General features: G+C 63.4%; 17 protein-coding genes and 1 pseudogene. 4 read left to right on the top strand and 14 right to left on the bottom strand.

Features of this window, described 5'->3' with window-relative positions; translation table 11 throughout:
• Positions 1–2: 2 nt before the first annotated feature.
• Entirely contained in the window at positions 3–1259 is a 1257-nt protein-coding gene (locus tag ACESYO_RS10900) for a glutamate-5-semialdehyde dehydrogenase (RefSeq protein ID WP_058963873.1), read from the bottom strand.
• A 3-nt stretch (positions 1260–1262) separates the two neighbouring features.
• Positions 1263–2036: a glutamate 5-kinase gene (gene proB / locus ACESYO_RS10905; RefSeq protein ID WP_346671676.1), complete on the bottom strand. Its 774-nt coding sequence runs from the start codon at positions 2034–2036 to the stop codon at positions 1263–1265.
• Between the two features lie 218 nt (positions 2037–2254).
• On the opposite strand from proB, the gene ACESYO_RS10910 reads away from it, so the two are divergent.
• Together ACESYO_RS10910 and ACESYO_RS10915 are read left to right on the top strand one after the other, a co-directional pair.
• Entirely contained in the window at positions 2255–3280 is a 1026-nt protein-coding gene (locus ACESYO_RS10910; protein WP_346671675.1) for a threonine aldolase family protein, read from the top strand.
• 5 nt (positions 3281–3285) lie between these two features.
• Positions 3286–3576, top strand: coding sequence for a chorismate mutase (locus ACESYO_RS10915; RefSeq protein ID WP_058963875.1), 291 nt, complete (start codon positions 3286–3288; stop codon positions 3574–3576).
• Between the two features lie 78 nt (positions 3577–3654).
• Here the strand turns inward: ACESYO_RS10915 and galT are convergent, their stop codons facing one another.
• From galT to ACESYO_RS10970, 11 genes are all read right to left on the bottom strand, one after another.
• Positions 3655–5151: a UDP-glucose--hexose-1-phosphate uridylyltransferase gene (gene galT, locus ACESYO_RS10920; RefSeq protein WP_373210014.1), complete on the bottom strand. Its 1497-nt coding sequence runs from the start codon at positions 5149–5151 to the stop codon at positions 3655–3657.
• A 7-nt stretch (positions 5152–5158) separates the two neighbouring features.
• The gene (locus ACESYO_RS10925; RefSeq protein ID WP_058963877.1) at positions 5159–6472 is read right to left on the bottom strand and encodes a galactokinase; all 1314 of its coding nucleotides are present in this window, start codon (positions 6470–6472) and stop codon (positions 5159–5161) included.
• A gap of 21 nt (positions 6473–6493) precedes the next feature.
• Positions 6494–7513 (bottom strand): aldose epimerase family protein, encoded by a 1020-nt coding sequence (locus ACESYO_RS10930; RefSeq protein WP_373210015.1) that lies wholly within the window; start codon positions 7511–7513, stop codon positions 6494–6496.
• A gap of 130 nt (positions 7514–7643) precedes the next feature.
• Positions 7644–8708, bottom strand: a complete 1065-nt coding sequence (locus tag ACESYO_RS10935) for a galactose ABC transporter substrate-binding protein (RefSeq protein ID WP_373210016.1) — start codon at positions 8706–8708, stop codon at positions 7644–7646.
• Positions 8665–9588: a sugar ABC transporter substrate-binding protein gene (locus ACESYO_RS10940; RefSeq protein WP_058963880.1), complete on the bottom strand. Its 924-nt coding sequence runs from the start codon at positions 9586–9588 to the stop codon at positions 8665–8667. The genes ACESYO_RS10935 and ACESYO_RS10940 overlap by 44 nt, the downstream gene beginning before the upstream one ends.
• Positions 9585–11402, bottom strand: coding sequence for a cache domain-containing sensor histidine kinase (locus tag ACESYO_RS10945; protein ID WP_373210017.1), 1818 nt, complete (start codon positions 11400–11402; stop codon positions 9585–9587). The genes ACESYO_RS10940 and ACESYO_RS10945 overlap by 4 nt, the downstream gene beginning before the upstream one ends.
• Before the next feature lie 27 nt (positions 11403–11429).
• Entirely contained in the window at positions 11430–13028 is a 1599-nt protein-coding gene (locus ACESYO_RS10950) for a response regulator (protein WP_373210018.1), read from the bottom strand.
• Positions 13029–13195: 167 nt separating this feature from the next.
• Positions 13196–14254 carry a galactose/methyl galactoside ABC transporter permease MglC gene (locus ACESYO_RS10955; RefSeq protein ID WP_087181742.1) on the bottom strand — a complete coding sequence of 353 codons (1059 nt, stop codon included), beginning with the start codon at positions 14252–14254 and terminating at the stop codon, positions 13196–13198.
• Positions 14255–14271: 17 nt separating this feature from the next.
• Positions 14272–15774, bottom strand: a complete 1503-nt coding sequence (locus ACESYO_RS10960; RefSeq protein WP_373210021.1) for a sugar ABC transporter ATP-binding protein — start codon at positions 15772–15774, stop codon at positions 14272–14274.
• A gap of 152 nt (positions 15775–15926) precedes the next feature.
• Complete coding sequence (locus ACESYO_RS10965; protein ID WP_058963884.1) at positions 15927–17084, bottom strand: galactose ABC transporter substrate-binding protein; 1158 nt, start codon at positions 17082–17084, stop codon at positions 15927–15929.
• 320 nt (positions 17085–17404) lie between these two features.
• Complete coding sequence (locus ACESYO_RS10970) at positions 17405–20290, bottom strand: YhgE/Pip family protein (protein ID WP_373210019.1); 2886 nt, start codon at positions 20288–20290, stop codon at positions 17405–17407.
• Positions 20291–20511: 221 nt separating this feature from the next.
• Here ACESYO_RS10970 and ACESYO_RS10975 point away from each other — a divergent pair, with 221 nt between their 5' ends.
• On the top strand, positions 20512–21090 hold the full coding sequence (locus ACESYO_RS10975) for a TetR/AcrR family transcriptional regulator (RefSeq protein ID WP_058962555.1): 579 nt from the start codon (positions 20512–20514) through the stop codon (positions 21088–21090).
• A gap of 113 nt (positions 21091–21203) precedes the next feature.
• Here the strand turns inward: ACESYO_RS10975 and ACESYO_RS10980 are convergent.
• Positions 21204–21995: pseudogene (locus ACESYO_RS10980) on the bottom strand (HAD-IC family P-type ATPase); the annotation flags it as partial.
• Between the two features lie 33 nt (positions 21996–22028).
• Between ACESYO_RS10980 and ACESYO_RS10985 the strand changes: the two are divergent.
• Positions 22029–22289 carry a hypothetical protein gene (locus ACESYO_RS10985; RefSeq protein ID WP_373210020.1) on the top strand — a complete coding sequence of 87 codons (261 nt, stop codon included), beginning with the start codon at positions 22029–22031 and terminating at the stop codon, positions 22287–22289.
• The last annotated feature ends 159 nt before the right edge of the window (positions 22290–22448 follow it).

Below are 22448 nucleotides of genomic sequence, written 5' to 3' on the forward strand. Positions count from 1 at the left end.
GGTCAGCGGATCTGCCCGTTTCCCCGGATGATGTACTTGTAGCTCACCAGCTCGGCCAGGCCCATGGGGCCCCGGGCGTGCAGCTTCTGGGTGGAGATGCCCATCTCGCAGCCCAGACCAAACTCGCCGCCGTCGGTAAAGCGGGTGGATGCGTTCACATACACGGCAGCGCTGTCCACCCCTGCGGTGAAGGCCGCAGCGGCGGCCTCGTCGCCGGTCACGATGGACTCGCTGTGGCCGGTGGAATGGGCACTGATGTGGCGGATGGCCGCCTGCACGTCCTCCACCACCGCCACCGCCAGCGTGTAGGCCAGAAACTCGGTGTCGAAGTCCGCTTCGCCCGCCGGGGTGCCGGGAATCAGCTTCGCGGCAGCCTGGTCCAGCCGAAGCTCCACCGGCTCCAGCCCCTTTGCCTGCCGGTCGGCCACCAGCCGCTGGTGCAGCCGGGGCAGAAATTCGGGCGCCACGTCCTTATGCACCAGACACACCTCTGCGGCGTTGCACACCGAGGGGCGGCTGGTCTTGGCATTGTCCACAATGGCGAGGGCCATGTCCAGGTCGGCGGCCTTGTCCACATAGATGTGGCAGATGCCGGTGCCGGTCTGGATGCAGGGCACGGTGGCGTTTTCCACGCAGGCCCGGATCAGCCCTGCGCCGCCCCGGGGAATCAAAAGATCCACAAGGCCGGAGGCCTTCATCAGCTCGGTGGCGCTGGCGCGGCTGGTATCCTGCACAAGGCTCACCAGCTCGGCGGGCAGGCCCTCCGCCTGCAAACCGGCGCGCAGCGCATCCACGATGGCGTTGTTGGAAAGGAACGCTTCCTTGCCGCCCCGCAGCACGCAGGCGCTGCCGCTCTTGATGGCAAGGGCCGCCGCGTCGCTGGTCACGTTGGGCCGGCTTTCGTAGATGATGGCGATCACGCCCATGGGCACGGTCACTTTTTGCAGCAGCAGGCCGTTCGGGCGGGTTTCTTCGCTGAGCACCCGGCCCACCGGATCCGGCAGGGTGGCCGCTTCCCGGATGCCCCGGGCCATGCCCGCCACCCGCTCTTCATTCAGGCGCAGCCGATCCAGCATCACGTCCGGCACGGTGCCCCGGGCGTTTTCCAGATCCTGCCCGTTTGCGGCAAGGATGGCCGGGCAGCTGCGCTCCAGCGCGTCGGCCATGGCCAGCAGCGCCCGGTTTTTCCGGTCAGAATCGGCCAGCATCAGGGCGTTTTTCGCCCCCCGTGCGGCGCGGAGAATCTCCAGCGTGGTCATTGTTTATGCCTCCTTCCGGGCAAGGAACCGGGTGCCCACGGCCTCCCCTTCAAAAATATCATACAGCACCGCCGGGGCCGCGCCGTTGGCGATGACCATGTCCAGCCCGGCTTCGGTGGCGATGTGGGCCGCACGCAGCTTGGTGGCCATGCCGCCGGTGCCCAGACTGGAGCCCCTGCCGCCGCCCAGCGCGTCGATCTCGGGGGTAATCTTTTCCACCACGCTCATCAGCTTTGCGTCCGGGTCCTTGTGGGGATCGGCGGTGAACAGGCCGTCGATGTCGCTGAGCAGCACCAGCAAATCCGCCTTCACGCTGCGGGCCAGAATGGCGGCCAGCGTGTCGTTGTCGCCCAGGGCGATCTCGGTGGTGGACACGGTGTCGTTCTCGTTCACGATGGGCAGCGCACCCAGCTCCAGCAGGCGGCTGAGGGTGTTTTTCAGGTTCACGCTGCGCTCCGGGTGCTCCACATCCTCACCGGTGATGAGGATCTGGCCCACGGTGTGGTTGTATTCGGTGAACAGCTTGTCGTAGGTATACATCAGCTCACACTGGCCCACCGAGGCGGCGGCCTGCTTGGTGGGCATATCCGCCGGGCGGCCGGGCAGGCTCAGCTTGCCAACGCCCATGCCGATGGCACCGCTGGACACCAGAATGATCTCGTGGCCGGCGTTTTTCAGATCGCTGAGCACCTTGCACAGTTCCTCGATGTGGCGGATGTTCAGCCGACCGGTGACGTGGGCCAGCGTGGAGGTGCCCACCTTGACTACTGCTTTCATTTGTTTCTCCTTTGGGCGGCCGCGGTGTGCTTTTTGGGGGTGGTATCCTGCCCGCGGCGCTGCCATAACATACTGATACAACTTAGAGTATACCATAAAGTGCCGCCAAAAACAAACGACAGCCAGTGGACATTCTGTGAAAAAATGGTATCATAAAAGATAGTTTATTCCATTCAAGCAGCACTGTAATACTGCTGTAAAAGTGAGGTTTGCTGAACATGTATCGTTTTACCAATGATTACAGCGAGGGCGCCCATCCCCGCATTCTGGATGCCATGGTGCGCACCAATCTGGAGGGCAACTTCGGCTATTCCACCGATCCTCATTCCAAACATGCCCACGAGCTGATCCGCGCCGCCATCGGCCGGCCGGATGCGGACGTGCACATTCTGGTGGGCGGCACCCAGACCAACGCCACCTGCCTGTGCGCCTTCCTGCGGCCCCATGAGGCGGCCATCGCCGCTTCCACCGGTCATATCTGCGTGCACGAGACCGGCGCCATTGAGGCCACCGGCCACAAGTGCATCGCCATGCCCGCCGCGCCGGGCGGCAAGCTGACCCCGGACGCAGTGCGCGCCGCAGTGGCCGCCCATCCGGACGAGCACATGGTCAAGCCCAAGCTGGTCTACGTGAGCAACACCACCGAGGTGGGCGGTGTGTACACCGCCGCCGAGCTGGAAGCGTTGCGGGCCGTGTGCGACGAGCTGGGCCTGTATCTGTATCTGGACGGGGCCCGTCTTTCCAGCGCACTGGCCGCGGGCGGCGCTTCCCTGACCGATCTGGGCCGCCTGTGTGACGCTTTCTACATCGGCGGCACCAAGAACGGCGCGCTGTTCGGTGAGGCGGTGTGCATCCTGAACCCGGCCTTAAAGCCGGACTTCCGCTACATCATCAAGCAGCACGGCGGCATGCTGGCCAAGGGCTGGCTGCTGGGCATCCAGTTTGAGGAGCTGTTCACCGACGGGCTGTATTTTGAGGTGGGCGAACACGCCAACGGCCTTGCCATGCGCCTGAAGGAGGGCATTGCCGCCCTGGGCTATCCCTTCGGGTCGGACAGCCCCTCCAACCAGCAGTTCCCCATCCTGCCCAACCGGGTGCTGGAAAAGCTGGAGAAGGATTTCCACTGGGAGGTCAACGACCGGCCGGACGCCGACCACACCCAGATTCGTCTGGTGACCAGCTGGGCCACCAAACCGGAAGCGGTGGAGGCCTTTCTCACCGCTCTGGCAAACGCAAAGGAGTAAACGCCATGGAACAGCTGGATCTGAACGAGCTGCGCGGCCGCATTGACCAGGTGGACAGCCAGCTCACCGCCCTGTTTCTGCAGCGGATGGAAATTGTGGAGCAGGTGGCCCGCTACAAGCTGGAGCGGGGCATGCAGGTGCTGCAGCCCGAGCGGGAGCAGGCGGTGATCGACCGGGCCGCCGCCCGGGCCCCCGAGGCCATGCAGGGCTACACCGGCGACTTTTTCCGGGCGGTGATGGCGGTTTCCCGCGCCATGCAGCAGGAGATCATCGACCGCAGCAAGGCGGGCGAATAATTTTTTAAAAACAAAACGCTGTACCCAAAAAACCAGGGTACAGCGTTTTTGTTATGTCTTTAGAGAAAATGCAGCCGATCAGCCCAGGCTGGCCACGAACCGCAGGAAGGCCGCGCGGCCCTCTTCGTCCCGCTTGTAAACGCCTGCGTGCTCCAGCACGGTTGCGAACACCAGGCCGGTCTCCTTCTGCACCACCGGCCAGGCCTCGCCCCTGGCAAAGGCGCCGTGGCGGCGGCGGATGTCCTCAGCCCACTCGGCGTGCTTGGCGGTGCGCTCGTCGGCGGTCAGGTCGCCGCCGTTTTCCAGCAGCTCGGCCACCAGAGCCAGCTCCTCCTTCAGGCGGGCGGGCAGAACGGCACGGCCCATGACCTCGATCAGGCCGATGTTCTCCTTCTTGATGTGATGCAGCTCCGCATGGGGATGGTACACGCCCAGAGGATACTCCTCGGTGGTGATGTTGTTGCGCAGCACCAGATCCATCTCGTAGTCCGCGCCGCGGCGGCGGGCGATGGGGGTGATGGTGTTGTGGGGCACGCCGTCGGTCTCGGCAAAGATGAAGGCGGCCTCATCGGTGTAGCCGCGCCATGCGGCGAGAATCTTCTCGGCCAGCTGGGCGATGCGCTCCTTGTCCGGGCCGGTGAGACGCAGCACGGACATGGGCCACTTCACGATGCCGGTCTTTACGTCCTCAAAGCCGGGGATGGTGACCTCCTGCTCCACGGGAGCGGCCTCCATGGGGAACAGGCAGCGGCCGCCCTGGAAGTGCTCGTGGGCCAGAATGGAGCCGCCCACGATGGGCAGATCCGCATTGGAGCCCACAAAGTAGTGGGGGAAGCGGGTCACGATATCCAGCAGCTTGTCAAAGCAGCTGCGGTCGATCTTCATGGGCACATGGGCCGCGTTCAGGGCGATGCAGTGCTCGTTGTAGTACACATAGGGGGAGTACTGCAGCATCCACTGCTCGCCGCACACGGTCATGGGGATCATGCGGTGGTTGCCCCGGGCGGGATGATCCATCCGGCCTGCGTAGCCCTCGTTCTCGGCGCAGAGCTGGCACTTGGGGTAGCCGCTCTGAGGCATGCTCTTGGCCAGCGCGATGGCCTTGGGGTCCTTTTCCGGCTTGGACAGGTTGATGGTGATGTCCAGCTCGCCGTACTCGGTGGAAGTGGTCCAGTGCAGGTCCTTGGCAATCCGGTCGGTGCGGATGTAGTTGGTGTCTTTGGAGAGCTGATAGTACCAGTCGGTGGCCTGCTCGGGGCCGGCGGCGTACTTTTCCTCAAAGGTGCGGATCACCTGAGACGGGCGCGGGGTGAGCACCGCCATCAGGGCGGTGTCCAGAATGTCCCGCTGGGTGATGGACTCGCCGTCGATCACGCCGCGGCTGGCCGCGTCGTCCAGCAGGGTGTTCAGGATTTCGGGCAGGGCTGCGCCCTCCACCGGCTGGGCCTCGTTCAGGGCATCCAGCCGCAGCACGGCCAGAATGCCGTTGGTCGCCCAGATCTTCTCGCAGGGCTCGATCAGATTTTTCTCCAGCCCGTACTGCACGAGGCTGGCAATTGCCTGTCCCACTGTCATGATTGCCTTACTCCTTTTCGCTGCTCATTACCATGCAGCCGCCCTCCGGCCGCACCGATACCGCATGGCAGGCGCCTTCGCCCAGCACCGCTTCCATGCTGCTCACAAACTTCTCTTCCAGATCCTGGGGCACAAAGGCCTGAATGGTGCCCGCAAAGCCGCCGCCGTGCACGCGCACCGCGCCGCGGCCGGCCAGAACCCGTTCCGCCAGAGCCAGAGCCAGGGTCACCGCCTGCTGGGCAGGCTCGGCCACCGACCAGATATTCTGCAGCAGCTCCGAGGAGGAACGGCCGGAGGCGCGCACCAGCGCCAGGAAGCCCTCCATGTCGCCCTCGGCCAGAGCCTGGGCCTGGGCCTGGGCACGGCGGTTCTCGTCGAAGAAGTGCATGGCCCGCAGCACGGCCCGGTCGCCGGCCTTCTCGCGCACGGCGGGGATGGCGGCGTAGAACTCGGCCTCATCCACCTGACGCAGCACCTGCTTGCCGAAGAAGGCGGCCACCGCACCCATCTCGCGGGTGATGGCGGCGTAGTCGTCGGTCAGGTCGGCGTGGCAGGAGCGGGTGTCGATGATGTACAGCTGGTAGCCGGAGCGGGCCAGATCGTAATCCACCTTGCGGATCACCGGCTGGCTGGGGTCGTTGAAGTCGATGGCCACCACGCCGCCGATGGAGCTGGCGGCCTGATCCATCAGGCCGCAGGGCTTGCCGAAATACTCCCGCTCGGCATACTGGCCGATCTGGGCCAGCTTCACCGCGTCCAGCCTGCCTTCGCAGCAGAACCGGTTGAAGACGTTGCCCAGCAGAATCTCATACGCCGCCGAGCTGGACAGGCCGGAGCCGCCGGGCACGGTGCTGGTCACATAGGCGCAGAAGCCCTTCAGGGCAAAGTCCTCCTTGCTCACGCCGTGGGCAACGCCGCGGATCAGGGCGGCGGAGGTGTTGGTCTCGTCCGCATGGATGGCCAGATCGTTCAGGTCGATGGTCAGGGCGGGATAGCCCTCGCTGACCACCTTCACGAAATGGTCGCCGGTGGGCACCGCGCAGGCCAGAATGTCCATGTTCACGCTGCCGCACAGCACGCAGCCGTGCTGGTGGTCGGTGTGGTTGCCGCCGATCTCGGTGCGGCCCGGGCCGCTGAACACCGCGGCGCCGGCGCAGTCCACGCCGGGGAAGGCCTGCTCAAAGCCCTCGATCACATGGCACACCTTGGCGCGGGCTGCTTCCAGCTCCTCGGCGGTGTCGTGGAACACATACAACCGGCGCAGGCGGTCGTCGTACTCGCCCCCGCGCACCTTCTGCAAAAAGTTTTCCATCGTCTGCATGGTATCTTCCTCCTGTGGTGTTCAAACGCTTTCGCCGTTGCAGGCAAAGCGGTATTGGATCTGATGTTCCCAGCGTTTTCCCTTCGGCAATTCCACCGAGGGGAACTGGTGGTGGTTGGGCGCATCCGGAACAAACTGGGCTTCCAGCGCCGCCGCACCCCGGCGCACCGGCTCCAGGAAGTTGCCGGTATACAGATGAATGCCCGGCATGGTGGCGCTCACATCCAGCTGCAGGCCGTTTTCGGGGCATTCCAGCCGGCACACCGGCCGCAGCCCCTTGCCCGGCGCCAGGAAGGTGTGGTCAAAGCCGCTGCCCGCCGCCAGCTGGGGGTGGTCGTTGTCCCAGCGGGTTTCCAGCACCGCGGGCCGGGTGAAGTCGAAGGGGGTGCCCTCCACCGGAATCAGCTCGCCGGTGGGCACGCCGTCCGGCCGGATGGCAGCAAAGCGATCCGCCGGGGTGGTGAACAAGTGGCCGCCCACGCTGCCCTGCCCTGCCAGATTCCAGTAGCCGTGATGGGTCATGGACAGGATGGTGTCGCCCTCGGCCAGCGCGTCAAACCGCAGGGTCAGCGCGCCGTCCTCCTCGAACAGGTAGGTGGCGCTCACCTCCACCGCGCCGGGGTAGCCCTCCTCGCCGTCTTCCGACCGGCGGAAAAAGCGCACGCCCCGGTATCTGGGCAGGATCTGAATGCCCCAGACCTTGCGGTCAAAGCCCTCCACGCCGCCGTGCAGGTGGTTGCCGTTCTGGTTTTGGGGCAGCTGGTATTCCGTGCCGTTCAGCACAAAATGCCCGCCGTCGATGCGGCCGGCGCACCGGCCAACCACCGCGCACAGATAGCAGGTGCCCGCCTCGTATTCCCCCAGCGTCTCGTAGCCGGCGCACACCTGCACCGGCCCGGCTGCGGTGGGCACCCACAGCGCCCGCAGAATGGCCCCGTAGCTCAGAACTTCCGCCACAATGCCGCTGTCGTGCTCCAGGCGGATGCAGTGCACTTCCTCGCCGCTTCGGGTGGTGCCGAAGGGTCTTGTTGAGATTTTCATGCAACAAAAGTCCTTTCTTTGCAATATTTTCACGAACCAGTTTTTCTGCTTAAATTATAGCAAACTCTTTCACCGATTCCTATATCCTTTTTAAAACAAGATACAAAATTCCATAGAATGGGCGAATCGTTCAAACGCCGCCCTGCTCCGCCTCCAGCTGGCGCAGGGTCACCCGCTGGTAGGGCAGCCAGACGTACTTTTCATCGCTGAGGGGCAGGCTGGCCGCCGGTTCCTCGCCCTTCGCCAGTGCGAGGGCCAGCTCCAGCATGCTGCCCGCAATGCCCTGCGCATCGTTGCGCACCGTGCCGCAGAGGGTGCCCTCCCGCACGGCCTCCAGCGCCGGGGCGGTGGCGTCCACCCCCACCACCACCGGCATCTCGTCCTCCGTAAGCCCCAGATCCTGGCAGGCGTCGATGGCCCCCAGGGCCATGTCGTCGTTGTTGGAGATCACCGCCTCGATGGAGGTGCCGAACTGCTCGATCCAGCTGCTCATCCGGGCGGCGGCCTGGCTGCGATCCCAGTTGGCGGTGTCGCCCGCCAGCTTTTCCACCTCCACCCCCGCGCCGGTTAGGGTCTTTACCGCATACTCGGTGCGGAGCATGGCATCCTGATGGCCGGGCTCGCCCTCCAGCAGCACATATTGCAGAATGCCGTCGCCGTTTTTGTCCATCGGCTGTTCCCGGTTCAGCCAGCGGTCCAGCAGGATCTGCCCCTGCAGCACCCCGGATTCCTCCGCCTTGGCTCCCACATAATACACCCGGTTCCAGCGGTAAAGATCCTCCGCCACCGGCTCCCGGTTGAAGAAGATCATGGGGATGTCCGCCTCCTGGGCCTTGTCGATCAGCTGGGCGGCGCTGGTGCGGTCCACAATGTTCACGCACAGCACATCGTAGTCCAGCGCGATGAGCCGGTCGATCTGCTCGGTCTGGGTGAGCTGGGAGCCCCGGCCGTCCACGACGTTCAGGTTGATCTTCACTCCGTCCTCGATTTCCCGGGCCTGGGCCAGCCGTTCCAGCTCCTGCACCAGCGTACCGATGAAGGTATCGGATTGCAGATACACCGCCACCCCCACCCGCAGGGTGCGGGGCTCCGCCGACCCGGCAGCGGTGCAGCCGGCCAGCAGCACAGCCGCCAGCCCCAGCGCCACCGCCTTAGGGAAAGACCGGGTAAAGCAGCTTTTGATGGTCCTGATCATAGGTTTCTCCTTCCTGCACCAGCGTCACCGGCAGGGTTTTGCTTTCCACCGGCTGGCGGCGGGCGGCGTTCACCGCCTGGCTCACCGCCAGATAGCCTGCCGCGTAATCGCTCCAGGCCGCCACGGCGGCAATGTCGCCGGTTTCCAGCGCGGCCACCACCGTGGAGGACACTCCCGCCCCATATACCCGCGGCGGGGTTTCACACTGGGCCGCCAGCGCGGCGGCCTGCTCCAGACTCACCGGCTCGAAGCAGAGCACCGCGTCCGCCTGCTCCAGCTGTTCGGCGGTGAGCTTCTCACACACCCGGGGCGCATAGCCCGCCGCTTCCAGCGCGGCTTTGGCGCTTTCCAGCCGCCGGGCCGGGCCCGCGCAGCCGGGAAAGGCATTCCAGAGCAGCACCTCACCGGACACCGCGCATCCCCGGGCCGCCTGTTCGGCCAGCAGCCGGCCCAGCTCCTCGTCGCTGGGGCCCACAAAGGCCCGGGCGCCCTCCACCTGGGATTCCAGCGTGACCACCGGCAGAGCCTGCCAGCCGTCCAGCTGCTGCTCCAGCGCCGCGCAGTCCGCCGGGATGACCACCGCCGCATCCACGCCCATGTCTGCCTGACGGCGCAGCAGCTCCACCTGATCGGCCCCCTCCTCCGCCTCCAGCGTGAGGAAGCGCAGCTCGGCGCCCAGATCCTCGGCGGCCTGCTCCATGCCCTGCCGGGCGGTGGCCCAGACCGCGCTGTCGCCCTGCCGCAGCAGAATCGAGATCTCCACCCGTTTGGGGCCGGCGGGGGTGAGCAGGGATTCGGGAATCATCAGGCTTACCACCATGGCGGCGGCCAGCAGGCCCAGCACGATCATCTGCCAGGCCGTATCCCCTTTCTTCTTCATGCCATGCCCTCCTTTTTGCCGCCGGTCTCCTCCGGCTGGGTGAGCACCGGCAGATGAATGCGGGCAGTGGTGCCCTCGTCCGGCTCACTGTAGAATTCCAGACCGTAGCGGGGCCCGTAGGCCAGCTGGATGCGCCGGTGCACGTTGCGCACCCCGATGCCCGAGCCCTTGGCGGGCAGGGGCCGGCTTTCGTCCAGCAGGGAGGCCGCCACCTCCGGCAGCATGCCCAGACCGTTGTCGGTCACATCAATGTACACATCGTCCCCTTCCCGCCAGACACGCACCGCGATGCGGCCGTCGTCGTCCTCGGCGGCCATGCCGTGGTAGATGGCATTTTCCAAAAGGGGCTGGATGATCAGCTTCAGGCAGTAAAGGCCGGCGGTGTCGGTCTCGCGGCTGATCTCGAAGGTGAATTTGTTCTTGTAGCGGATGCGCTGGATGGTCATGTAATAGCCCGCGTGGTCCAGCTCGCTGTCCAGCGGGATCACCCGCTTACCCCGGCTCAGCGAGATGCGGAACAGCCGCCCCAGCGCCGTGACCATGCGGATGGAATCCTCGTAGCGGCCGCTCTCGGTGAGCCAGATCACCGAGTCCAGCGTGTTGTAAAGGAAGTGGGGGTTGATCTGGGACTGCAGCACCTCCAGCTCGCTGCGGCGCTTGTCCTCCTCCTGCTGGATGATGTCGTCCATCAGATGGCGCATGGTGGACACCATGGACCGGATGGAGTGCTCCAGCCGGCGCACCTCATAGCAGCCCTCCTCCGGCACCTGGGGCATCTCGCCGCCCCGGCCGGTCTGGCGTACTGCCTGCTCCAGCCGGCGGATGGGATCCGCGATGTGGGCGGAAAGCCGCCCATTCACGAACACCAGCAGGAAAATGGAGAACAGCAGCACCGAGGCCACAAACAGCACGAACTGGGCGGTGGTCACCGCCAGCCCCTGCACCGGAACCACGCCCACCAGCTTCCAGCCGGTGTAGCCCACGGTTTTCACCGTCACCTGCCGCCGCTCGCCCTGAAATTTTTCCCAGTGGGTGCCGTCGCTCAGGCGGGAGGCAGCCAGGTTGTTTTCCTGCACAAGACCCGCATAGATCAGCTGCTGGCGGGGATGATAGATCAGCTCGCCGTTGGCGTCCACGATATACAGATAGCCGTCCGCCCCAAGGCTGGTGTTGCGGCAGATCTGCTCCACACCGGAAAAGCTCATGTCCACCAGCAGCACACCGCTCTCGCTGGCGCCGCCCCGGGTCAGCTGCACCTGACGGCTCAGCGAAATCACCCAGTGGTAGCTGCCGTCCGCGGTCTGGAACAGATCCTGCACATGGGGGGTGGAAAAGTGGATGTTCTCGATCTGGCCCAGCGCGGTGGAAAACCAGCCCTGCGACGCCGGATCCGCCCCGGCCTTCAGCTCACTGAGCGGGGCCCCGGTGACCAGATTGCCGTCGGAATCGAACACCGCGATGGACACAAGGGAATCCCGGTTTTCCTCATACAGCAGCGAAAGGCTGTCGGTGGGAAGGCCCTCGGCCAGATCGGCGTTTTTCAAAAGCCGGTAATACACCGTGTCCGACACCCGCATAATCCGCCGAAGGTGATTGTCCAGCGAAAGGTTCACCTGGGCCAGCACCTGCTGGCTGGCCTGCGCCTGCATCTTCTGGTTCACGGCGGAATACCGCAGCGTGAGCGAAAGGCCGATGAACAGCGCCCCCGCCACAGCCACCGCCGTGAAGGTGAGCGAGATCACCCGCTGGATGCTCATTCGTTCGTAGGAGCGGGAAAACCGGCTTCGCAGCTCCCGAAGCGCCCGCAGCAGCATACACTGCCCCCCTTTTTTTGCTGTTGATTACTGCCCCTGCTGGCCCGCGGCCCGGTATTTGGAGGGGCTTGTGCCGAAATACCGCTTGAACACATAGCTGAAATAGTTCGGGTCCAGATAGCCGGTCTGCTCGGCAATCAGGTAGGTTTTTTCCTCGGTGGTGCGCAGCCGCTCGGCGGCGGCCTCCATGCGCACCCGGGTCACACAGGCGGTGAAGCTCTCGCCGGTTTCCTTCTTGAACATGGTGGAAAAATAGGCCGGTGAAAGGTGCAGGTGCTCGCAGAGCATCTCCACCGAAAGATCGCTGTTGGAAAAGTTTTCGGCAATGAATTCCCGGGCCCTGTCCACCGTGCGGGCGGCGGCGTAGCTGCGCTGGCGGCGCAGCAGCTCCTGCAGATGCAGGCAGCGCTCCTCCACCCAGCTGCCCAGCTGCTCCGGGCCGCTGAAATCGGAAATGCGCACCGCGCCGGTGAAGCCGGGGCCGAACACCTCCTCCTGCGGGATCTCGCCCTCCCGGGCAAGGCGCATCAGGCAGGCCACCAGCTCCAGAAAAAAGCACTGCATCTGGCTCATGGAGCTGTCGCTCCGGGCCTGACTGAGCCAGCCCCGGGTGAAGCGGCGCACCTTTTCCGGCGTGCCCAGCTTCACCGCGTTCACCAGCTGGCGCTCGGCCGCCGCGTCAAAGGGCAGGGCCACCGCGCCCCGGGGCTCCAGATCCCCGATGTACAGGGTTCTCCCCGGCCCCAGAATGGAGCGATAATCCAGCGCGCTTTTCGCCCCCTGCACCGACCGGGCCAGCTGGCCCGGCGTTTCCACCGCAAGGCCCACGCCCACGGTGAGCCGCAGCCCCAGCAGGGTCTCGGCCAGCGCCCGCACCCGCTCCAGCTCCTGAAGCAGGCTGTACATGGCGGCGCCCCCCTCAAAGGCGGCGATTACCGCCAGATCATCGTCGTACAAACACCAGTGGGGCTGGCAGCCGGTAAGCACGGTGTTTTCCGCAAAGAAATTCTGCAGCGACAGCAGGATCAGCTCGTCCGGGTCGTCGCCCAGATCGCTCACATGCACCCGGGCCGCCGCCCAGCTCTTGCCGGAAAGCTCGATTTCATAGCGGGCGGCCCGTTCCATGATCTGGCCGGGCTTGAGCTGGCCGCTGAGCAGGCGGGTGTAAAACAGCCCGCGCAGCACCGGCAGATTTTCCTCGTAGCTGCGGCGCAGCTTTTCCATATCCTTCTGGTGGGCGCGCTCCTCGTCCATGGCCTTTTTCAGCCGCACCAGCACGTCGCTCAGCTCGGTGGAGGTGATGGGTTTGAGCAGATATTCAAACACGTTCATGCCGATGGCCTGCCGGGCATAGTCGAACTCGTCGAAGCCGGAAAAGATCACCAGCCGCACCGCCGGCAGCTGGGTCTTGAGCTGGCGGCAGAGGGTGAGCCCGTCCATAAAGGGCATCTTGATGTCGGTGAGCACCACGTCCGGCCGCAGCTGCTCGGCCAGCTCCAGCGCGTCCTGCCCGTTGGCGGCTTCCCCCGCCAGCACAAAGCCCAGCGCCTCCCAGTCGATGCGGCGGCGGATGCCCGCCCGCAGCTCTTCCTCGTCATCCACCAACAGGATGCGGTAACCTTCCATTGTATCCCCTCCAAGGGTTATTTGTTTTTCTTAGAACAGTATATCATATTTGGCAGCATCTGGCTGCTTTTCCAGCGAAAACGGGAAAAGGGCGGCCGCCCGTTTTACCGGACAGCCGCCCCTTTCCTGCCGGGTCGGAGCGGCCCGGCGGCGTGTGCACAAAAGGATTATTTCTTGACCAGGTATTTGCGCATATCCAGAGCGCAGGCGAACAGGATGATGCCGCCCTTGATGGCATACTGCAGGTTCTGGTCCATGCCCACCAGCGGCAGAGCCACGAAGATCAGGCGCAGCATGATAACGCCGATGACGATGCCGCTGATCTTACCGATACCACCCACAAAGGATACGCCGCCGATGACGCAGGCCGCGATGGCATCCAGCTCATAGTTCACGCCGGTGTTGGCGGTGTTGGAGGCGATACGGGCAGACTCCACGAAGCCGGCCCAGCCGTACATGGCGCCCGCCAGAGCGAACACCGCGATGGTGGTGGCGAATACGTTTACGCCGGAAACACGGGCAGCCTCTTCGTTGGCGCCCAGGGCAAACATGTTCTTGCCGAAGGTGGTCTTGTTCCAGATGAACCACATCAGGATGGTGAGCAGCACCGCATAGATCACGTAGTTGGGAATCTGGATGCTGCCGAAGCTCAGCAGCGGAGGATTGCCCACAACAAAGTTGCGGTACTCGGCAGACAGACCGGAAATGGCCATGCCCTTGTTGTTGCCCTGCTGGACGTAGAGCAGCAGGATGGTGTAGAGGATCAGCTGGGTGGCCAGGGTAACGATGAAGGGATGCAGCTTGAACTTGGCCACGAAGAAGCCGTTGAAGGCGCCGATGGCGGCACCGATGGCCACAACGATCAGGATCACCAGAGGGATGGGCAGGGTGCCGATGTTCGGCCACATTTTATTGGCCGCGTCGGTGGCCTGCAGCAGGGAGGCCGCCACACAGGCGGTGATACCTACCGCACGGCCGGCGGAAAGGTCGGTACCGGTGAGCACGATACATCCGGCGATGCCCAGCGCAACCGGCAGATACGCCGCCGTCAGAGACAGCAGGTTGATCAGCGAGTTGGGCGCCAGGAAGGACGGCTGGGTCACTGCCACATAAGCGGCTACCAGCAGCATGATAATAATGAGGGCGTTGTTCAAAAGCGCATTGCCCACCTGCTTGGGGGTGATGGACTTGGTTTTCAGCGCAAGTTCCTTGGTGGAATTACTCATGGGTCGGTTCCTCCTCTTTACACATACTTGGCGGCCAGGGTCAGGATCTCTTCCTGGGTGGTGTTGCGGGCGTCCACCTCACCGGCTACCTGCCCGCCGGACATCACCAGAATCCGGTCGCACACGCCCAGAAGCTCGGGCATTTCCGACGATACCATGATCACGCCCTTGCCCTCGTTGGCCAGGTCGATGATCAGCTGATAAATTTCGTATTTGGCGCCCACGTCGATGCCGCGGGTGGGCTCGTCCAGCAGAAGGATCTCGGGCTTGGTCAGCAGCCAGCGGCCCAGAATAACCTTCTGCTGGTTGCCGCCGGACAGCGAGCGGATCTGGGTGTGCTGGCTGGGCGTTTTGATGTGCATTGCCTGAATGGCCCAGTCGGTGTTGTCCTTCATCTTCTTGTCGTTTAAGTAGAAGCCGCCCATCAGATAATCCTTCAGGCTGGAAATCACGGTGTTTTCCTTGATGTCCCGGATGCCGAAGATGCCGGTGGCCCGCCGCTCCTCGGTAAGCAGCGCGAAGCCGTTTTTGATGGCCTCCTTGGGGGTGCGGTTGCGGATGGGCTTGCCGTGCAGGGTGATGGTGCCGCCCTCACGGGTCATGGCGCCGAACAGGTTTTCCAGCACCTCGGTGCGGCCGGAGCCGTCCAGGCCCGCAATGCCCAGAATCTCGCCCTTGCGCAGCTGGAAGGTGGCGTCCTTCAGGCGGGTGTATTTGCCTGCGATGTGCTGCACGTCCAGAATCACATCGCCGGGCTTGTTGGTCTTTTCGGGGAAGCGGTTGGTCAGCTCGCGGCCCACCATCAGGCGGATGATCTCGTCCATGGTCAGCTCTTTGGCGGGGCGGGTTGCCACCCACTGACCATCCCGCATGATGGTCACGTCGTCGCTGATGCGCAGGATCTCCTCCATCTTATGGGAGATGTAGATGATGCCGCAGCCCTTGTCCCGCAGCATGTTGATGATGCGGAACAGATGCTCCACTTCCGTTTCCGTCAGCGAGGAGGTGGGCTCGTCGAACACGATGATCTTGGAATTGTAGGAAACCGCCTTGGCGATCTCCACCATCTGCCGCTGGGAAACCGGCAGAGTGGACATGATGGCCTTGGGGTTAACCGTGACCTCCAGCGTATCGAAGATCTTTTTGGTCTCCTTTGCCATGATGCTCTCGCTCACCATGATGCCGCCCACCTTGGGGTAGCGGCCCAGCCACAGGTTATCCTGCACGCTGCGGGTCAGCGCCTGGTTCAGCTCCTGATGCACCATGGCCACGCCGTTTTCCAGCGCATCCTTGGAGCTCTTGAAGTCCACTTCCTTGCCATCCAGCTTGATGGTGCCCGCATCCCGGTGATAGATACCGAACAGGCATTTCATCAAAGTGGATTTGCCCGCGCCGTTCTCACCCATCAGGGCATGCACGGTGCCGGGGCGGACGGTCAGGTCCACATTGTCCAGCGCCTTTACGCCGGGGAATTCCTTGCAGATGCCTCGCATCTCCAGCAGGGCCGGCTTGTCCATAATTTTCCTCCTCTCGCGGTACAAACCACCGTTTCGGCCGCAGCCCGACGTTCGGGCCACGCCCGAAGCGGTGGTTTTGTCAGGGCGAAGCGGGGCTGCCAGTGGGCAGCCCCGCCTTGCCGATTACATCAAAGGCACAAAGGATCGGGGAGAAATTATTCCTCGGAGGTGCCGTCGTACATCTGGTAGGGAACGCGGATCTTATCCACGTCGGAGTCCACCACGAACTGGTCGGTGTTGGCCATCAGGTCAGCGCCGTCCTGCACGTTCTTGACCAGGGTGTTGATGGTGGTAGCCATGCCCACGGCGTCCTGCTTGATGGAACCGGTCATGTTGCCGGCCTTGATCAGAGCCTTGGCGGAGTCGGTGGCGTCCACGCCGAACACGGGGATGATGGTGGTGCCTTCGCCGTTGTTGTAGCCAACGTTCTGCAGAGCGGAGATGGCGCCCTCGGCCATGCCATCGTTGTTGCAGATGATCAGCTCAACCATGTTCTTGTTGCCTTCGTTGTAAGAGCCCAGCAGAGAAACCATGTAGTCGTTGGCAGCCTGGGCGCTCCACTTGCCGGCGGTGTCGACCAGGTACTTGGTGGTGGCGCTGGCGTCGTAGTAAGCCAGTTCGGGCTTGCCGCCCTCGGTCAGCAGCTTGTTGGCGTCTTCCACAGCGTACTGGGTGCGGGCCTCGGCCTCGGCGTTGCCTTCCTGGCCCTTGAACAGAACGTAGGAGATGGTGCCGTCGCCGTTCAGGTCAACTGCGTCGTAGTTGGCCAGCAGGTACTCACCGATCATCTCGCCCTGCATGTGGCCGGCGTCGGGAGCGTTGGTGCCAACGAAGGCGCACTTCTCATAGCTGTTGATCACGTCGTTGTCGGCAACCTCACGGTTGAAGAAAATCACGGGGATGTCCGCAGCGCGGGCAGCTTCCACGATGTCCTTGGCGGGGTCGGAGGTGGAGGTCTCCACGATGTTCACGATCAGCAGGTCGGAACCGGCGGTGATGGCGGTCTTGACCTGATCGGTCTGGGTGGGCTGGCTGCCGGCGGCATCCCAGTTCTTGGGCTCGATGCCCATGGCCTTCAGCTGCTCGTCCATGGCGGTGCGCACGCTGGAGATGTAAACATCGGAGAAGTCATAGTAGAATACGTCCACCTGCAGGTCGCTGGTGGCGGTGGCAGTGCCGCCCTCGGTGGAGGTGGCGGTGGAAGTGCCGCCGGAGGTTGCGGTGGAAGCGGTGGAAGCGGGAGCACCGCCGCAGCCGGCCAGCATACCAATGGCCATTACGGAAGCCAGCAGCAGCGCGAGTTTCTTTTTCATTTTCGTTTTCCTCCTGTGATTGGATTCGGTTCTTTGCCGTTCGTTTTCGCATCCCGCAGGATGCTTTCTCTGTGGTAAATTCTACCGCCTTTGAAGCGCAAAAACGATAGAAAAATCTTCTGTCTTATATAAAAAAAATTCGCTCCTTTCGCAAAAATCTTTTCTGTTTTTTAATACTTTTGTGCGTTTTGTATGGTTTCCTTTGCTCATTTTTGCATTTCGTGCAAAAAAATCCCCGTTTCGTGCGTTTTGCACGAAACGGGGATTTGAACCGGAATGAACCGGATAAGGGGAGCAACCGAAGAATTTCGATGCCCTTGTCAGGCCAGATGGTGCTCCTCCAGCCAGACCATCAGGGTAGGCTTTTCGGCCTTGATGCGCTTTGCGCGCACTGCGAACACCAGAATGGTCAGCAGAGTGAATACCACCAGCCAGACGGCCAGATAGGCAAGGCAGCCGGTCACGTCCTCGCCGGCGCAGATGGCCCGGCGGAAGGCGGTAACGGTGTAGGTAAAGGGTACCCAGTCATGCAGGTACTTCACGAAGGAGCCGGAGAGCTCCAGCGGGTAGGTGCCCACCGAGCCGGCCAGCTGGATCACCATGAACACCAGCATCAGGAAACTGCCCACCTTGCCCAGAAGGTTGGTGAAGAAGTACATCACCGACATGAAGGTTACCGAGGCCACGCAGGCCACCAGCAGAGTCTGGCCCATGCGGCCGGGATCAAAGCCGTTGATGGCGTGCAGCGCACCCACCATCACCAGTGCCTGCAGAATTGCGATGGGATACAGCACCGAGGCCTTGCTCAGCCACCAGGCGGTGCCGCTCTTCAGCTTGCCCGCGTACTCGGTGAGGGGGTACATCAGGCTGAAGGCGATGCAGCCCACCCACAGCGCCACCGACATCATGTAGGGGGCCATGGCGTGCCCGTTGTTGGGCACCTGGGTCATCTGGGTTTCTTCGGTGACCACCGGGGCGGCGAACATATCCACCACCGCGTCGCCGGTGTTGGTGGAGCGGATCTCGTCCGCGCCGTCCGCCAGACTGCTTTCCAGTGTATTCGCGCCGTCGGTCAGCTGGTCGATGCCGTCGGCCAGCTCGCCGCTGCCGTCCGCCAGCTGCTGGGCGCCGCTCTGGATCTGGCCCGCGCCGTCGGTGAGGGCGGCCGCGCCCTCGTTCAGCGCCGGGCTGTTCCGGGTCAGGGTATCCGCGCCGGTCACCAGCTGAGTGGTGCCGTCCTTCAGGTCTTTGGTTCCCTGCTGCAGGCGGCCCACGCCGTCGGTGAGGGCGGGCAGCTGACCGTTCAGGCTGCTCATGCCGTCCTTCAGGCTGCCGCTGCCGGCAACCAGTGCGTCCAGACCGCTGTTCAGCTGGGCCGCGCCCTGGCGCAGAACCGCGGTGCCCTGCTGCTGCAGGGCCGCGCCGCCGCTGGCCGCCTGGGCGATGCCGCCGGTAAGCAGGGGTGCCTGCTGGGCCAGCTGACTGGTGCCGCCCTGCAGCTGGGCAAGGCCGTTCACCAGATCGCCAGTTCCGGCCGAAAGCTGCTGGGCCCCTGCGCTCAGAGCAGGCAGGCCGCTGGTTTCATCCGCCAGCGCCGCACAGCCGGTTGCCGCCTGATCCACACCGGCGGTGTAGGCAGAAAGGCCGGTTTGCAGCTGAGCCGCGCCCTGCTGCAGCTGGCCGAGGGCCGCGGTCAAATCACCGGAGCCGGAACCGCCGGCCGCATTTGTCAGCGCACCGGCCGCGCCGCTGAGGGCACCGGCCGCCTGCTGGCGGGCCGCGTCGGCGGTGGTTGCGTCGTTGTAGTTGCTCTGCGCCACATTGGCCAGCTCACTGGCCGCCGTGAGCACTGCGTTCAGTGCGTCGGCATCGCCCGTCTGGGCGGCGGCGGTGTTGTCCGCGATGGTCTGGATCAGGGCCGCGGGATCCTGCGGGGCCACCGTGACTCCCTGCGCGGCCTGCGCCGCCTGATCCAGCTGCCCGGCCAGAGCGGTCAGACTGCCGGTGATATCGGTGGAGCCGCCCGCGGCGGCTGCCAGCGCGTCCAGCCCGTTTTTCAGCTGGGCCGCGCCCTGATTCAGCTCCTCGGATTTGCCGCTCAGGGTTTGCAGGCCCTGATTCAGTGCATCCGCGCCCTGACGGGCCTTTTCCGCACCGGCGGCCAGACCCTGCGCGCCCTGCTGCAGGGCCTTTGCGCCCTCCAGCGCCTGGGATGCGCCGGAATCCAGCGCCGAAGCGGAATCCGGCAGAGAGGCGGTCTGGCTTTGCAGCTGGCCCAGCCCCTCGTTCAGGGTTTTCAGGTTATCGTCCACCTGCGCCGCGCCCGCGGTCAGGCTGTCGCTGCCGGTCTTGGCCTGGGCCGTGCCCTGGGCCAGCTGATCCGCGCCGTCCTTCAGTGCGCCCACGCCTTGGGCCAGTGCCGGGGCGGAAGCGCCCAGCTGGTCTACGCCGTCCTTCAGCTGCTTTGCGCCGTCGTCCAGCTTTTTCGCGCCGTCCGCCAGCTGCTGCACGCCCTGGGTATACTGGGCAAGGCCCTCGGTCAGGGTCTCGCTGCCGCTGCGGAAGGTGAGGGTGCTGTCCGCCAGAAGCTGCAGATTCTCCCGGATGGTGTTGTTGCCATCCGCCAGCTTGTCGGCTCCATCCCGGATTTCGCCCGCGCCGTCCGCCGCCTCCTGCATGCCGTCGCCCACCTCGGTGAGCTGGTCAAACATGGTCTCGGCGTAGGTTTTGGTCACCTCTTCCCGCACGCTGGCCTGAATCTCCTTCATGGCCGTTTCGCTCAGCTTGGAGGCGATGTAGTTGGTGCCGGGGTTTGTCTCGTAGTTCAGCTCCATCTGCTTGGGCTGATCGTCGGTGAGGGTGGCCGCATTGGCCGAGAAATCCTGCGGGATGGTGATTACCATATAATAATCCCCTGCCGCAAGGCCCTTGGCCGCGTCGTCGGCACTCACCGGGTGGAAGTCCAGCGAGGCGTCCTCCAGCAGGTTATCCACCAGCTCCGCGCCCACATCCAGCGTTTTGCCCTCGTAGTCCACCGGCTGATCCTGATTCACCAGCGCCACCGGCAGGTTTTCCACGCTGCCGTAGGGGTCCCACATGGAGCCCAGAAACAGGGTGGTGTAGATGGTGGGAATGGCGATGATGGCCACCACCACCACCAGCATCAGCTTGTTGCTCAGCAGTTTTTTCCATTCATTTTTCAGCATAGAACGAAAAAATCGCTTCCTTTCCTCAATCTCTTTGCACAGCAAAACAGGACACAGTGTTGTTTATTCATCCCGGTATTGCTTTTTACTGCAATGAGAATTATACTAAGTGCAGAAGAACAACACAACCGACAGTTTGCATCGCAGTATCTATTAATAGACAGAACGTTGCATTATGTTGAACTGTCACAAATAATTTACAAATGAAAGGAAGCGGATTCATGGAAAAGAAGCCGGACCGGCGCATCCGCCGCACCAAGGCCCAGCTGCGCCACGGCCTTGCCCAGCTGATGGCTGAAAAGAGCGTGAACGAGGTGACGGTGAAGGAACTGGTGGATCTGGTGGACATCAACCGCTCCACCTTCTATTTACACTATACCGATATTTACAACATGCTGGAAAGCGTGGAGAACGAGCTGTTCGAGGAGATTCTGCACACCATCCGCACCCATCCGGTGAGCCCCTTCAACGAAAACAGCTTCCCCTTCATTGAGGACATCTTTGCCATCCTGTTTGAAAACCGGGAGATCTGCGCCGCTCTGCTGGGCCCTCACGGCGACATTGCCTTCCTGCACCGGATTGAGGAGATGCTCTCCCATTACAGCCTGGCCGCGCTGCGCGAGGCCTTCCCCGAGCGGATGGACGATTTGAAATACACCTACGCCTACTGCGTGGCCGGGGGCGTGGGCCTGATCAAGGACTGGCTGAGCCGGGGCTGCGAGGAAAGCCCCCAGCACATGGCCCAGCTCACCTTCCGGCTGGTGACCAACACGGTGAGCGATTTTTACCCCCACGCCTGATATACCAAAAGCAGCCGCCCCAAAAATTCGGGGCGGCTGCTTTTTTATACGGTTTCCTTTTGTTCGGGCCGGGGTGCGGCGGGCTTCATGCCCCAGAACACCGCGTTCATGGCAATCACGATCAGCTGCACGCTCATCATGGGCAGAAACGGCAGCAGCGCGCTGGCCGCCAGCACCGAGAACATGTTGCCGAAGTTGGAGGAGGCGGTCATCTTGATGTACTTGATCATGTTGGCGTAGGTCTTGCGGCCCTCGATGATGCCCTGCTCCAGCACCATCAGATCCTTTTCCAGCAGAACCACATCCGCCGATTCCTTGGCCACGTCCACGGCGGTGTCCACCGAGATGCCGATGTCGGCGGCCTTCATGGCGGCCGCGTCGTTGATGCCGTCGCCCATGAAGCCCACGGTGTGGCCGCTGGCCCGCAGCGCCGTGACCACCCGGGCCTTCTGGTCCGGGGTGAGCTTGGCGAACACGTCGGTGGACTGGGCCGCCCGGGCCAGCTCCGCGTCGCTCATGCGGGCCACGTCCGACCCCAGCAGCATATTCCGCACCTCGAGACCCACCTGCCGGCAGATGGTGCGGGTGACCTTTTCGTTGTCGCCGGTGAGAATCTTGGCGGTGACGCCATGTTCCTTCAGTGCCCGCAGGGCGGCGGCGGTGGATTCCTTGGGCGGGTCCAGAAAGGCAAGGTAGCCCATGAGCACCATGTCCCGCTCGTCCTCCACCCCGAAGGAGCCCGCCGGGGCGGGGCTGCTCTTCTGGGCAATGGCCAGCACCCGGAAGCCCTTGTCGTTCATCTCGTCCACGTCCTTGAGGATGCTCCGGCGCAGCTCCCCGGTCAACGGCTGCACGCTGCCGCCGCACTCGGCGTGGCTGCAGATGGAGAGCATCTCCTCCACCGCAGCAGCGAAGCGTTGAAGTGCTTCCATCAGCTTGTGGATTACGGCGAGACTCATCTGTTCGACACCATGCGTATCGACTACTTCGCCGTTTCGCTCCCGGAGCTTCAGCTGTTTGAAGAGAACCTCACCGCCCGCAACAGGCTGCACTGCCATTTCCTGATCGGTCTGGGCTGCCTGGGTCGGGGTCTGACGGACCGGGCCGAACAGGAGCTGGCATGCGTTCTGCAAAGCGACCCCGCCCACACGGGCGCTGTGTGGATGCCCCATCCGGAAAGCAGGGTTCTGGGGCTTTGATTTTTCTATTTTCATACGCTCTTCCCGCATATATACACTGAAACTCTTTCAAGCAAACAAAAAGGCACCCATTGGGGTGCCTTTCAGCCTGTCGAAAAAGGCCACCTATCGGTGGTCTTTTTCTCGTATAAGGAAAGGGAATGCGGTATAATGGTGTGG

Origin of the sequence: Allofournierella massiliensis (genome assembly GCF_964241245.1) — a bacterium.
GTDB lineage: Bacteria > Bacillota > Clostridia > Oscillospirales > Ruminococcaceae > Allofournierella > Allofournierella massiliensis.